The 13,756-nt window shown below is 64.9% G+C and carries 11 protein-coding genes; 6 read left to right on the top strand and 5 right to left on the bottom strand.

Going from position 1 to position 13,756, the window contains the following annotated elements; translation table 11 throughout:
- The first annotated feature begins 22 nt into the window (after positions 1-22).
- The 6 genes from V8Z78_RS02085 (at position 23) to V8Z78_RS02060 (ending at position 9,058) form a co-directional block, all read left to right on the top strand.
- A complete protein-coding gene (locus V8Z78_RS02085; protein WP_349730816.1) occupies positions 23-2,464 on the top strand; it encodes a TonB-dependent siderophore receptor in 2,442 nt (813 codons plus the stop codon).
- Between the two features lie 238 nt (positions 2,465-2,702).
- Positions 2,703-4,070 carry a sigma-70 family RNA polymerase sigma factor gene (locus V8Z78_RS02080; RefSeq protein ID WP_349730815.1) on the top strand — a complete coding sequence of 456 codons (1,368 nt, stop codon included), beginning with the start codon at positions 2,703-2,705 and terminating at the stop codon, positions 4,068-4,070.
- 185 nt (positions 4,071-4,255) lie between these two features.
- Positions 4,256-6,589, top strand: a complete 2,334-nt coding sequence (locus tag V8Z78_RS02075) for a TonB-dependent siderophore receptor (protein ID WP_349730966.1) — start codon at positions 4,256-4,258, stop codon at positions 6,587-6,589.
- A 164-nt stretch (positions 6,590-6,753) separates the two neighbouring features.
- Positions 6,754-7,044, top strand: a complete 291-nt coding sequence (locus V8Z78_RS02070) for a DUF3649 domain-containing protein (RefSeq protein WP_003070308.1) — start codon at positions 6,754-6,756, stop codon at positions 7,042-7,044.
- Positions 7,045-7,046: 2 nt separating this feature from the next.
- The gene (locus tag V8Z78_RS02065) at positions 7,047-8,717 is read left to right on the top strand and encodes a PepSY-associated TM helix domain-containing protein (protein WP_349730814.1); all 1,671 of its coding nucleotides are present in this window, start codon (positions 7,047-7,049) and stop codon (positions 8,715-8,717) included.
- On the top strand, positions 8,714-9,058 hold the full coding sequence (locus V8Z78_RS02060) for a DUF3325 domain-containing protein (RefSeq protein ID WP_349730813.1): 345 nt from the start codon (positions 8,714-8,716) through the stop codon (positions 9,056-9,058). Before V8Z78_RS02065 ends, V8Z78_RS02060 begins: the two co-directional genes overlap by 4 nt.
- Positions 9,059-9,400: 342 nt before the next feature.
- On the opposite strand, the gene V8Z78_RS02055 is transcribed toward V8Z78_RS02060, so the two are convergent.
- The 5 genes from V8Z78_RS02055 to V8Z78_RS02035 form a co-directional block, all read right to left on the bottom strand.
- Positions 9,401-9,922 carry a hypothetical protein gene (locus V8Z78_RS02055; RefSeq protein ID WP_034351899.1) on the bottom strand — a complete coding sequence of 174 codons (522 nt, stop codon included), beginning with the start codon at positions 9,920-9,922 and terminating at the stop codon, positions 9,401-9,403.
- Positions 9,923-10,236: 314 nt separating this feature from the next.
- Positions 10,237-10,794 carry an NADPH-dependent FMN reductase gene (locus V8Z78_RS02050; RefSeq protein ID WP_179626065.1) on the bottom strand — a complete coding sequence of 186 codons (558 nt, stop codon included), beginning with the start codon at positions 10,792-10,794 and terminating at the stop codon, positions 10,237-10,239.
- A 143-nt stretch (positions 10,795-10,937) separates the two neighbouring features.
- Positions 10,938-11,651: a phosphoserine phosphatase SerB gene (gene serB, locus V8Z78_RS02045; RefSeq protein WP_046461953.1), complete on the bottom strand. Its 714-nt coding sequence runs from the start codon at positions 11,649-11,651 to the stop codon at positions 10,938-10,940.
- A 155-nt stretch (positions 11,652-11,806) separates the two neighbouring features.
- Positions 11,807-12,829 (bottom strand): Bug family tripartite tricarboxylate transporter substrate binding protein, encoded by a 1,023-nt coding sequence (locus tag V8Z78_RS02040; RefSeq protein ID WP_349730812.1) that lies wholly within the window; start codon positions 12,827-12,829, stop codon positions 11,807-11,809.
- 181 nt (positions 12,830-13,010) lie between these two features.
- Positions 13,011-13,682, bottom strand: coding sequence for a hypothetical protein (locus tag V8Z78_RS02035; protein WP_349730811.1), 672 nt, complete (start codon positions 13,680-13,682; stop codon positions 13,011-13,013).
- Between the last annotated feature and the right edge of the window lie 74 nt (positions 13,683-13,756).

Here is a 13,756-nt window from a genome sequence, read left to right as displayed (position 1 = left end):
TGCTTCCAAAGGACTGTCTTTCATGCCTGCTTCCATGGCCTCCCGTTCCCTATCGAATCCTGTAATCAGCCCGGTTGCGCGCGCCGCGCAGCTTGCCTTGCTGGGCTGGGCGCTGGCGGCGACCACCGTGCAGGCTGCCGAGCCACCCGCAGCCGGGCAGGCTCAGGCTTACCGGATAGAAGCAGGGCCGCTGGGCCGGGTGTTGTCCGAGGTGGCAGCTACGGCCGGCATGGCACTGTCGTTCGATCCTGCGCTCACACAAGGTCGGCAAAGCCCGGTGCTTTCCGGCAGCTATACGCCGCGCGAGGCACTGCAGCGCCTGCTGGCTGGCAGCGGGCTGGAGCTGGTGTCGCGTCACGGCGGCAGCTACACCCTGCAAAGGCAGTCCGTGGCGCCCGTCTCGAGTGAGGAGGGCAGCACGCTGTCCGAAGTGCGCGTCACGGCTCAAGCCGAACGCAGCGGCACCACGGAAGGCACGGGCAGCTACACCCAGACCGGTCCCAGCCGCACGGCAACGGGTCTGGGCCTGACTCTGCGCGAGACGCCGCAGTCGGTAAGCGTGATGACACGCCAGCGCATGGATGACTTCAAGCTGGAGACGCTGGCCGATGTGCTGGAGCAGACGCCGGGCATTGGCGTCTATCGCCAGAACAACGCGACGGACTTTCAGGCCCGCGGCTCGGAGGTGAATCTGCAGGTCGACGGCATGTCCCAGCTCAGCAACGGCTGGTACTTCGTCACCAGCACCATGTATGCACTGGACGATATGGCGGAGATGGACCGCGTCGAGGTGCTCAAAGGCTCGTCGGGACTGGTTGTCGGCAAGGGCGGCTATGGTGCCACCGTCAATCTGATCCGCAAGCGTCCCACGCGCGAGTTCCAGGCCAGCGTGCGCGCCAATGCCGGCAGCTGGGATACCTACCGTGCGCAGGCCGATATTGGCGGCTCGCTCAACGAGGCGGGGACGCTGCGCGGCCGCGTGGTTGCGTCCATGACAGATGCGGGCAGCTTTCGCGACAACGAAAAGAGCAACAGCAAGATGCTGTTCGGCACGCTGGAGGCCGACCTCACCCCCGATACCTTGCTGAACCTGGGCATCACGCTGCGCCAGCGTGAGGCACGCGGCTTCGGCACGACCCGACCCATCCAGCGCTACACCGCAGCGGGTGCCGAAGTGGGACTGATGCCACGCTCGTTCAACAACGGTGCACCCTGGTCGGGCTATGAACAGGAAAGCACCGAGCTCTTCGGCAGCGTGGAGCAACGTCTGGCTCATGACTGGACGGCAAGCCTGAAGTTCTTCCATCAGAGCGTGAAGATGGACGACATGAAGCTGGGCTATCTCTGGAACAGCACCACCGCTGCCTATCTGCCATGGCAGGACGTGGAAAACCGCAACTGGTCGGTCAATCTCGATGTCAAAGGCCCTTTCACCCTGCTGGGCCGCACGCACGAGCTGCTGGCCGGCGTGGGCATGTCGCGCTACCACAGCGGCTTGCTCTACGGCAGCTCCAAGAACGTCCCGCTGGCCAATCTGGGCCTGAGCTATGCCCAGGGCGGCGGTGCGCTGGCCCAGCCCGATTTCGGCAACTGGAACTATGACCGCCATGTCTTCAACCAGCGTCAGCAGTATGCCTATACGGCAGGGCGCTTCCGCCTGGCAGAGCCGTTGCAGCTGATAGCCGGCATGCGTGTGACGCAGTACCGCCAGCATGATGTGACGCCCACCTGGTGGAATTACGATATGCGCGAAACCGTCACCACGCCTTATGCGGGCCTGGTCTATGAAGTGCACCCCCAGGTCTCGCTGTATGGCAGCTACGCGACCATCTTCAAGCCGCAAAGCGCCCAGGACGAGCAGGGGCGTACCCTCGATCCCGAGCAAGGCAAGACCTATGAGGTCGGGGCCAAAGGCGAGTTCTTCGACAAGCGGCTCAACGCCAGCATCGCCCACTTCTGGATGAAGACCGATAACTCGGCCGAGGAGACAGGCGGTTTCACCCCTGGCGGCGATATGGCCTACCGAGCTGTCAGCGGTGCCACGCGGCGTGGCTGGGAGCTGGAACTGTCGGGTGAGCTGGCACGCGGCTGGCAGGTGCAGGGCAGCCTGGTGCAGCAAAACAGTTCGCTGACCAGCTCCAGCCAGTATCCCAAATACCAGCTCAAGCTCGGCAGCACCTACCGCTTCGACGGCGGCTCGCTGCGCGGCCTGACGGTGGGAGCAGCCACTCGCTGGCAAAGCAAGACCTCGACCAGCGACAGCCGCAACACTCTGGCGCAGCAGTCCTATGCAGTGCTGGATCTGATGGCCCGCTACCAGGTCGACAAGCATCTGTCGCTGAGCCTGAACGTGAACAACCTGCTGGACAAGAAGTACTTTGCCGGCGTTAGCAGCCTGGGCGGCCTGTACTACACCTGGGGTGCGCCGCGCAGCGTGAATGTGGGCATGCGCTACGACTTCTGAGCGGAGGCAAGGGGCTATCAATAACCATAGCTATCATCGATTGATGCTATTACATTTCGGGTATTTTTATATCTGAAATCATATAGATGATGGTGAAGATAGCTATTGTTTTATTGCTCCAGTGCTAGAGCCTGCAATCTCTTGCGTTCCATATGCGCGGCTCATTCTGAGCGCAAAGTCCTGGGTGAAATGATGTTGTTGAGAATGATTCCTATTTATTGGGATATGATCCACTTCCATGGAAATGACAGCCTCTTTCACCCGCGCGCTGCTCTCGGGCTTCGACCGGGCCTATGCGGACCTTTTGCGCGCTGCCACGCGCAGCACGGGCTGCCGCGAGGAGGCCGGTGATGCCGTGCACGACACCTGGTTGAGGCTGGCAGAGCATGCGCAAGCGGCTCAGGCTGAACAGGCCGGGCCTGCCGACAGCAGCGGTGCGGCCCCAGGGCCGCGCGATGCGACCGCCTATCTGGTCGTCATGGCACAGAACATGGCCCTGGATGCACAACGCCGCCGCAGGCGCCATGGGCGTTACCTGGACGCCGAGGCCGTGCGCGAGCAGATGGCTCCCAGCCATGCGCCCGACGTGGCCGAGTCCGTCATGTACCGGCAGGCGCTGGCTGCGCTGGAAGCCGCGCTGGTCGCGCTGCCCGAGCGCAGCCGCAAGGCCTTTGTTGCTCACCGCGTGCATGGCGTGCGCCAGCCCGAGATCGCGGCGCGCCTGGGCGTGTCGCTGAACACGGTGGAGCGTGACCTTATCCAGGCCAATGCCTGCATCGAGGATGCGCTGCACCGCTGGCGCGGCAGCAGCCCGGCCGGTGCACAGCGCGCGGGCCATGCGGGGCGGCGCCGCAGCCTGGGCGCCTTGCTGGGACTGGCGGGCGTGGGGCTGGGCGGGGCTGCCGCCTGGCAGCAGTGGCTGCTGTATCGCCAGACCCATATGCAGTGGCAGGCCAGCTGGAGCAGCGCACGCGGCCAGCAGGTGCGCCACGGCCTGCCCGACGGCTCGAACCTGCTGCTGGATGCGGCCAGCAGTGCCCGGGTGCAGTACTTCGTGGCGCGGCGCGCGGTCACGCTCGTCCAGGGGGCGGCCTTCTTCGAGGTGGCTCGCGACGAGGAGCGGCCTTTCACGGTCGATGCGGCGGGCGTGCGGGTGACGGTGCTGGGCACGCGCTTCGGCGTGGACATCGAGGAGGGGGGCCAGGGCGGACAGCGGGTTTCCGTGCAGGTGGCTTCCGGCCGGGTGCGGGTGCAGACGCTTGGCGCGGATGCCCGGTCCTGGCAGACGCATGAGCTGGGCGCGGGCCAGGGGCTGCGCCTGGAGAGAGGCGCGGTGGTGCGCACGCAGGCTGCATCCGGGGATGCGGCGGCCTGGCGCCATGGCGAGCTGGTGTTTGCCGACACCACGTTGGGCGAGGCGCTGCAGCGGCTGGGGCGCTATGCGCCTTTTGAGCTGCAGGCTACCCCCGAGGCCGCGCGCCTTCCTTTGAGCGGGCGCGTGCGCATCGCCCAGGCCCATGCCTGGGTCAGGGCCCTGCCGCGGGCTTTGCCGGTGCAGGTGCGCCAGCAACCCGGTGGCGGCCTGCTGTTGGCACTGGCTCCGTGAGTGGCCCCGCAACCGGCGCGGTGAGCGGACCAGTTTTTTTCAGGGTTGTTGCCGTGCCATACGTCAAGACAGTGATCTCCGGGTATTGACCTCATCACTGATTCAAGGACGACTTGCATGCATCCGCTTCTTCCCCATTTCCGTTTCCATCCATTGGCCCGGGCGCCGTCTGCCTGGGTCTGGCCATGCCGCTGCAGGCCGCCTGGGCCCAGGCGCCAGCGCAGGCCGTGCCTTTTGACATCGCTGCCCAGCCGCTGGGCGGTGCGCTGCACGAGCTGGCGCGCCAGGCCGGCCTGCAGCTGGCTCTCGATCTGGCGCTGGTGCGGGGCCGGCAGGCGCCCGCGGTGCAGGGCCACCGCGATGTGGGCGCGGCACTGGAGTCGCTGCTGCGCGGCAGTGGCCTGCAAGGGCATGTGGAGCAGGGCATGCTCACCGTACAGCCCGTGCCTGCGGCCACGGGCACGGAGCCGTCCACGCTGGCTGAGGTGAAGGTGGTGGCCAACCAGCTTGGCGAGATCACAGAAGGCTCGGGCCTGTACACGCCGGGGGCCATTGCCACGGCCACGCGGCTGGTGCTGACGCCGCGGGAGACGCCGCAGTCGGTGAGCGTGGTCACGCGCCAGAAGATGGACGACTTCCAGCTCAACTCTATTGACGAGGTGATGGAGCACACGCCAGGGGTGAGCGTGGTTACCTACGACAGCGAGCGCACGGTCTATTACGCGCGCGGTTTTGCCATCAACAATTTCCAGTACGACGGCATTCCCATGCTGCGCGACTCGGGCTATTCGGCGGGCAACACGCTTAGCGATACCTCCATCTACGACCGCATCGAGGTGCTCAAGGGCGCCACCGGTCTGCTCACGGGCAGTGGCGACCCGGGTGCCACCATCAATCTGGTGCGCAAGAAGCCCACGCGCGAGTTCCAGGGTCATGCGACTCTAGGCGCGGGAAGCTGGGGCAGCTACCGAGGCGAGCTGGACCTGAGCGGCGCGCTCAACGAGGCGGGCAGCGTGCGCGGCCGGGTCATGGCGGCGCGTCAGGACCGGCACACGCAGCTGGACCATTACAGTCGCGATGCCTCGGTGTTCTACGGCATCCTCGAAGCCGACCTGGGGCCGCGCACGCTGCTGACCCTGGGCGCGGACTTCCAGAACAACAAACCCAGGGGCTCGACCTGGGGCGGTATACCGCTGCTCAACGCCAACGGGGACTTCAACGATATGCCGCGTTCGTTCAACAACGGCGCCCGCTGGAGCCGCTGGGAGCAGTACACCCGCACCGCGTTCGCCACGCTGGAGCATAGTTTCGACAGCGGCTGGGTGGCCAAGCTGCAGCTGAACCGGCAGATCAACGGCTACGACGCCAACCTGGGGTCGGCGGCCGCGGGCTTTCCCAATCCCGCCGACGGCTCGGGCGTCAGTATGTGGGCGGGGCAGTACATAGGCCGCACCACCAGCAATGCGGCCGACTTCTATGCCAGCGGCCCGTTCCGGCTGGGCGGGCGCGAGCACGAACTGGTGCTGGGAGGCAGTCTGACCAACCGGCACTGGAAGAACCGCGGCTGGTGGGATACCGGCAGCTATGACAAGACGGTGGACAACTACTATCTCTGGAGAGGCGATGTGGCCGCCCCGGCCTGGGGAGCTATGCCGGACTTCACCAACGACGAGACCACGCGCGAGCGCGGCCTGTATGCGACCGCACGCTGGAATCTGCGCGACGACCTGAAGCTGATCACCGGCGGGCGCTGGTCCAATTACACCAACCGCGCTCAGCAGCTCAGGGAGTCGGGCGTCTTCGTGCCCTATGTGGGGGCTGTGTACGACATCGACGACACCTACTCGGCCTATGCCAGCTATTCGGGCATCTTCAAGCCTCAGTCCGCCCAGGACGAGCAGGGGCGCACGCTGGAGCCGTTGCAGGGCAAGAACTACGAGCTAGGCGTCAAGGCAGCCTTCCTGGACGGCAGGGTCAATGCCTCGGCCGCGGTGTTCCAGCTGGAGCAGGACAACTACGCCCTGGAGACCGGCGGCGTGACCCCCACGGGCGCCACGGCCTACCGCGCGGTTCAGGGCGTGGAGACGCGCGGCTACGAGTTCGAGGTCTCGGGCCAGCTCACCCCGGCCTGGCAGCTGCAGGCGGGCTTTTCGCATGGCGTGGCGCGACAGCAGGGCGAACGCGTGTCCACGCTCACGCCGGCCAACCAGTTCAGCTTCTACAGCAGCTACCGGCTGGGCGGCAGCCTCAGCGGTCTGACCCTGGGCGGCGGCGCGCGCTGGCAGGACAAGACCTGGGGCGACATCTCCACGCCCGCCGGCGGCACCGTCACGCATACCGTCAAGGGCTACTGGATCGTGGATGCCATGGCGCGCTACGAGTTCAGCAAGCAGCTGTCGGCGTCGCTGTCGGTCAAGAACCTGCTGGACAAGCGCTACTACACAATCTTCAACTGGTACAACACCTACACATGGGGGACTCCGCGCAGCGTGAGCGTGAGCATGACCTACAAGTTCTGAGCCATGGGGCCGGCTGCCCTGGCGCATGGCGCCGGGCGCATGCTGCATCGCGGGGTGACCCTTTTGGGGTTTTCGTTTGTCATACAGGAAGAGAGGGCGCACGCGCCCGCTCCATCCCAGGAAAAACCGATAACTACCCAGGCCACCATCCCGATCTTCCTCCCATGATTCCATCCAACGCTGCCCCTGCGGGCGCTCACCTTCTTTCCCGGCTGCTGGCGGCCGTTGCCGGCGGCTATCTGCTGGCCAGTGCCCTGGCCGTATTCCTTGCCACGGTCTTGCCTGCATCGCGTGCCGAGGCCGTGCTCGCCGGCATGCTGTGGAGTTTTGCGCTGCACGTGCTGGCCGTGATCTGGGCGTTCTCGCCGGTGTCGCCCGGCCGCGTCTGGCTGGGCCTGCTGCTGCCGGCTGCCGTCATGGCAGCGGCATCGGCGTGGCTGGCAGGGGGAGGCTGAGCATGGCCGAGCAGAAAAAAACCTCCGGAGCAGGCCAGGGCGGCTTTCGCCAGGCCCAGGCCTGGCTGCACACCTGGTGCGGACTGTGGTTCTCATGGCTGCTGTTCGCGGTGTTCCTGACGGGTACGCTGGCTGTCTTTGCGGAGCCTATTTCGCACTGGATGACGCCCGAGCACCATGCAGAGGAGGCCGAGCAGGCGGCAGCCGCCGGCCAGCAGGGGGGCGACCTCGCGCAGCGGCTGGCATGGGGCGTGGCCTATATGGAAAAACACCATCCGGGCGCAGAAATGTGGGAACTATGGCCCTCGGATGCCCAGGGAGCCGGCGACCTGCGTGTGTACTGGTTCGATGAAAAGCGCCAGTACGCCTCGGCACAGCTGGATTCCGCTACCGGACAGCCGCTGCCAGCTCATGGCGTCGTGCGCGCCACCCAGGGCGGCCACCATTTTGTGGATTTCCACTATCGGCTGCATGCGGGGCAGGCGGGACTTTGGGTGGTCGGCATTGCTGGCATAGCCATGCTGGTGGCGTTGGTCAGCGGCGTCATCACGCACAGGCGCATCTTCAAGGATTTCTTCACCTTTCGTGCCCACAAAGGTCAGCGCAGCTGGCTGGATGCCCACAATGCGGTGGCTGTGCTGACGCTGCCGTTCCAGATCATGATTGCCTACACGGGCATTGCCATCTCCGCGTCAACATTCATGCCGGCCGGCATTGCGGCCTATTTCGGTACGGGCAGCCAGGGGCTGCACTCCTATGTGGTGGCGCTCAACGAGTCGGACAGGCCTGAGCGTTCGGGCCGGGCGATGGCTGTTCCGGGCCTGGAGCCGTTTGCTCTGCGCGGTCAGGCGCTGATGGGCCAGCCTGTACGGGCTGTGGTCGTGGACAGCCCCGGTGACGCGGCGGCGCGCATCGGTGTCTATGGCTGGAACAGCGACGAGGAAATGCAGCAGCGCCTGAGCCCCACGACTGGCATGGTGATGTTCTCGGCAGCAACCGCAGAAGTGCTGAAGCTGCGCCAGCCTGGCGATGTGGACGGTGCTGGCGCCTCCATGACCAAGTCGGTGATGGGCAGTTTGCACCAGGTGGAGTTCGGCGGGCAGCCGCTCAAATGGCTGTATTTCCTCTGCGGGCTGGCCGGTAGCGCCATGATGGCAACCGGGGCCATCCTGTTCATGGTCAAGCGTCGCAGCAAGCATCTGGGCAGGCAGGCTGGCGAGTTCGGTAGCGCCACGGCGCGCGTGTACCGGCTCGTCGAAGGACTCAATGTTGCGGCCATCGCAGGTCTGAGTCTGGGCTGCATAGGCTATCTGTGGGCCAACCGCCTGGTTCCCGTCGGGCTGTCCCATAGAGCGGGTTGGGAGCTGGCGGTGTTTTTCGGGCTTTGGAGTCTGGCGCTGCTGCATGCCCTGGTGCGTGCGCCCGCCGCGGCATGGCAAGAGCAACTAGGCCTGCTGGCCCTGTTGTGTCTGCTGCTGCCGCTGCTGAACTGGATCACGGTAGCGGACAGCCTGCCGGCCCAGATTGCTCGCGGCGACTGGGAGAGTGCGGGTGTGGAGTTGTGTGCCGTGGCGCTGGGATTGCTTGCCGCCTGGGCCTGGGCTTATCTGAGGCGCCGCGGCGCCGATGCAGCGCGGCGTGTTCCTGCAGTCAAGATGGAGGTGGGTGCATGAATGCACTGCAAGCATCGGTGCTGGCTTTTGCGCTGGCCTTTGCGGGCATGGTGGCGCTGGCTTTTGCCATGGAGCGCCATCATGAACAGCTCACGGGAGCCATGGAGATTTCTCGGGCTCGATCACGGCTGCTGCGCTGCGCGGGAGCATTGCTGCTGGCGGTGGCCGTCATGCCCTGTCTGTGTGCCTGGGGCTTCTCGGTGGGATTCGTGGCCTGGCTGGGTTGGCTGTCGATAGGAGCGCTGCTCGCCGTCGCCCTGATCAGCGCCGCCGCCCGCTGGGCCGCTGCTGCTGGCTGCATTGTTGCTGCGGCGGCTCTGGCTTGGGTCTGGCGCGTGTGACAAGGATCTGGCGGCTCATCATCGCCAGGTGCCGAGCGGATGACGCTTGATGCGTGCATGTCCTTCGGTGTCTTGCCGAGCTTCGCGTAATCGGCAGGCGCCGTGTGCCAGCCTCATGGGTCCACAGGCCTGGGCATGCCCTGCTGTCGTGTATGGTCTGCGTTGCAGACCTTGTCTGCTGCCAGGAATGCACCGTAGCTGGCAGCTTGCGGTGGCTGGCAACACCCGGAGGCACGCAAAAAAGAATGAAAAAAGGGATGCAGAGCGCATCCCTTTTCGAATGAGACCGGTAGGTCTGAATTCCTGGCCGGCCTGTATTGAGGCCCGGTTGCGGGCTGATGATTACTTGGCGGCTGCGCGTGCGGCTTCCGCCTTGGCCTTGGCCTCGTCCAGCTTCTTTTGCAGAGCGGCGGCTTCCGCTTCAGCCTTCTTGGCCTCTTCTTCCTTGGCCTTCTTGGCTTCGGCTTCCTTGTCGCCGCCACCCATGGCGCCGGCAATGGCATTGCCAGCCATGGTGCCGGCCACGGCGCCAACGGCAGCACCTGCCATGGTGCCCATCATGCCGGAGCCACGAGCGGCAGGAGCCGCTGCTGCTGCGGGAGCAGCCGCAGGAGCTGCCGCAGCGGCGGGGGCTGCGGGTGTGGCAGGTGCAGCAGCCTTGGGTGCGGCGGCGGCAGGAGCCACGGGGGCGGGCTGAGCGGGCGCCTTGCTGCCGATGCTGGCAGGGCGAACGGACTTGCTGCTGCCCATGCGCTTGGCCTGAGCCAGGGAAGGCACGGTCAGCGATGCGATGGCGATGGCAATCACGGAGGCAGCAGCACGGTACGAAGTCTTCACGAATTGGTTTCCAGTCATGGTTGTCATAGATGGCCGCCTGCTTTTCAAGGGTGCAGACAACCAGCGAGCCTTGCGACGCTTGTCGCATCAGGTTTGCTTGCTATGGTATTTAAAGTCAATGGTTGGATTTTCAAGGTGCTGAACTGAAACTGTCCGTAAAAGGACAGGGCTCAGACCCTGGCGGCCGGATGTTGTGTGATGTATGAGGCCGCACGCTATTGTAGGAACACTCTGCATGCGCAAAAGTTCCAGCAGTCTTCAATGCAGGGAAATAGTCATGAAGTGCTCCGCAGCGCCTGAAGCGTAAGCGGGGCATGCTAGCGAATCAGAGGGGAATTGCTTTAGCGCTTCTGGTGCAACTGCACCCAGTCCAGAAAGCGTGTCATGTACTTGACGAGGAAGTCATGACTGCCCTGGCCGATCTTGCCGTCGGCGTCGAGCAGCGTGTCGGACCAGCGCACAAAGCCCTCGGGCTGGGGCAGGGTGGGCATGTCCAGCGACACCAGCACATTGCGCAGGTGCTGCTGGGCCATGGCCGTGGCAGCCGCGCCGGGCGAGCTGCCGATCACGGCGGCCGGCAGTCCTGCCCAGACGGATTGGCCATAGGGGCGGCTCAGGCCGTCGAGCACGTTCTTGAGCGATGCGGGGATGGAGCGGTTGTATTCGGGCGTCACGAACAGAACGCCGTTGCAGCCGCGAATCAGGGGTTTGAGCTCGTCGAAAGGCTTGAAATCGGGGGTGTTGTCGAAGTCGCGGTTGTAGACCGGCAGGCGGCTGATATCGATGAATTCGAAGTCGGCCTTGTCCTGCATGAGTGCGGCCAGGCCCTGGCCGAGCTGGCGGTTGATGGACTGCTTGCTGAGACTGCCCACGATGACGGCGATTCTGAGTTGGCTCATGCTCTGACCTTTCGACCGGGTTGGGGGAGATGCATGGCACTGTAGCAAAGCTGCCGGGGATTGCCGCGCCGCAGCGGGCGCAAAAAAGCCGCGGTCCCCGGGAGCTGGGACAGCGGCTTGGTGCTGGGCTGGTCTGTTTCAGCCTATCGGAGCACTTCCAGCAGGCGATCCAGACCGCCCTCGTTGATGGCGACCTTGGCCTCGTTGCGCACGCGTGGCTTGGCGTGGAAGGCCACGGACAGGCCGGCCGCCTGCATCATGGGAATGTCGTTGCTGCCATCGCCCACGGCAATGCACTGGCTGGCATCGATGCCGATCAGCGAGGCCACTTCCAGCAGGGTACGACGCTTTTCCGCACCGTCGCAGATATCGCCCCAGGCCTGCTCGACCAGGCCGCCGGTCAGTGCTCCGTCCTTGATCTCCAGCACATTGGCGCGCACAAAGTCGATGTCCAGCAGGCCGCGCACATGCTCGGCAAAGTAGGTGAAACCGCCCGAGACCAGCAGTACCTTCAGGCCGGCGGCCTTGGCGGCCTTGACCAGGATTTCAGCGCCCGGCGAGAGTTTCAGGCGTTCGGCCAGAACGCGGGCCATGTCGGCCTCGGTCACTCCGACCAGCTTGCCTACGCGCTGGCGCAGGCTGTCCTTGAAGTCGGTGATTTCGCCGCGCATGGTGGCTTCGGTAATCGCCGCCACTTCGGCCTTCTTGCCTGTGGCGTCGGCGATCTCGTCGATGCACTCGATGGTGATCAGCGTCGAGTCCATATCAAAGGCGATGAGCTTGTAGTCCGCCAGCTTCTGGGGAGCGGTAAAGCCGCGGATCATCAGGCCGGGGGCGAATTCGGTGGCGTCGGTCATTGCGAGTCGTGCGAATGAGGAGGTAGCAGAAAGGGGAATGGCAGAGATCGGGTCTGCGCCATTCCTCAAGATGGCCGCCATTATCCGCTGTTGTGGCGGGCTTCGGCTGGCCATTCACTCAGGAGTCTGCCCCCTGGTGCTGCTTGGGGCGGCGCCTACTGCGGCTGAATGCCGGCGGCCTTGACCAGTTCTGCATGCAGTCTGATGTCCTGGGCCACGGTCTGCCTGAGCTGCTCGGGCGTCGATGGCGCGACTTCCATGCCGTTTTCACCCAGCTTGGTCTTGATCTCGCTGTCCAGTGCAACGCGCACTGCGCGGTTGAGCTTGTCGATCACGGGCTGCGGCGTCTTGGCCGGTGCGAATAGGCCGACCCAGGCCGAGAGGCTGAGGTCGGCAAAACCGCCTTCGGCCATGGTCGGGGTGTTGGGCAGCATGGCCGCGCGCCTGGGTGCCATCAGCGCCAGGGCATGCAGCTTGCCGGCCTGGATATGGGGCAGGGCTTCAGGCAGCACGGCAAACAGCATGTCCACATTGCCCGCCAGCGTATCGTTGACGGCTGGCGCGCCGCCTTTGTAGGGCACGTGCAGCATCTTGGCCAGGGTGCGCGTCTCGAACATCAGCGCGGCCAGGTGCTGGGGGCTGCCGTCGCCGGATGAGGCAAAGGTCAGCTTGCCCGGTGCGGCCTTGGCTGCCGCCACCACGGCAGCCACACTGGGGAATTTCTGCCTGTCCTTGACCACCAGCACCATGGGCTGGTTCACCAGCTTGCTGATGGGTGCGAAGTCGGTCTCGGGGTCATAGGGCAGGGATTTGAAAATGCTCTTGTTGGTGGTCAGGAATGAGGCCGGCGAGACCATCAGCGTATAGCCGTCCGGGGCGGAGCGTGCCACGGCCGGCGTGCCGATCTGGCCGGAGGCGCCGGCGCGGTTGTCCACCACAAAAGGCTGCTTGAGTTCGCTGGCCAGCTTTTGACTCACGACTCGGGCAATCATGTCGGCGCTGCCTCCGGCGGGCAGGGCAACTATGACCTTGACCGCGCGCTCGGGATAGGCGTCCTGTGCCTGCGCTGTGGCGGCAAAGCCTGCCGCCACAGCGCAGGCCAGTGCGGGGCGAGCCATGGCATGAGCGGCATGGCGAATTTTGCGGTTAGCGATATTGCGGACGGGTTGGAGCAGCATGCGATCCCTCTTTTTCTCAAGATATGCACCAGCTTGGTGATGGCAGCAGTGCGATAGCCCGATGATGAGCAAGCCCTGTGCCAGTTGCCTTGGCGTTTTGCCGGATGGGAAAGATGCGGTTTGCGCAGTGGACGGGAAAGTGGCAGAGCTGAAGTGGCAGAGCTGATGCGCCTCGACGGCTTCAGCTTTCAGAATTGCCAGGCGGCTGCAGATATATGGCATCCGACCAGGTAGCCACCCAGTGCGGGCGAAAGACTACGAACACCGCCGTCAGCATGCCGGTGGTTACGCCATCGGCCCAGGCCATGAGCCAGCGGGCCATGCGCGAGAGGTCTTCGTTGACATTGGGCAGCACATGGCCTGCCCATTGGCCGACCAGAGACGCGACAAACAGACACAGAACTGTGCCCAAAAAGCCGCGCAAAAGAATGAATACAAAAATGTTGTGCCAGCACCAGCGGCGCACTGCCACACCCCAGAGCATGGCCAGCGTGGCCGGCACCAGACCTTGCCAGACCACCATGCCAAGGGCTTCCTCCAGTCCCAAGCCAGGAGCCAGTGCAAAAGCTATGGCGCCCACCGAGAGCAGCACGGGTACTGCAAGCGGCCAGCCTATCAAAAGAACGACCAGCGGTGCACCAGACCAGCGCAGCTGCAGCGGCATCTGGTGCAGCGCAGGCAGCGCCCAGACCCAGGGCAGCAGCACCAGAACGGCCAGCAGCGGTGTGATCAGCGGCGACAATATCGGGTCATGCATGCCGCCGGGGCCGGCCCGGCTGCCCAGCATGCGCCAGGGGCGGCAGAGCAGGGCCAGCAACAGGGCCAGCAGGGCAATGGCGGCTTCAAGAAACATGGGGGCTAGGCAGATCAGGTTCTGACGCCATCTTGCACCGTCTGCATCGGTAGGGCCTCAATAGCCCTGCTGGC

This window comes from Comamonas sp. wu1-DMT (assembly GCF_040187805.1).
Lineage (GTDB): Bacteria > Pseudomonadota > Gammaproteobacteria > Burkholderiales > Burkholderiaceae_C > Comamonas > Comamonas thiooxydans.
This window is presented reverse-complemented; position numbering and strand designations above follow the sequence as displayed.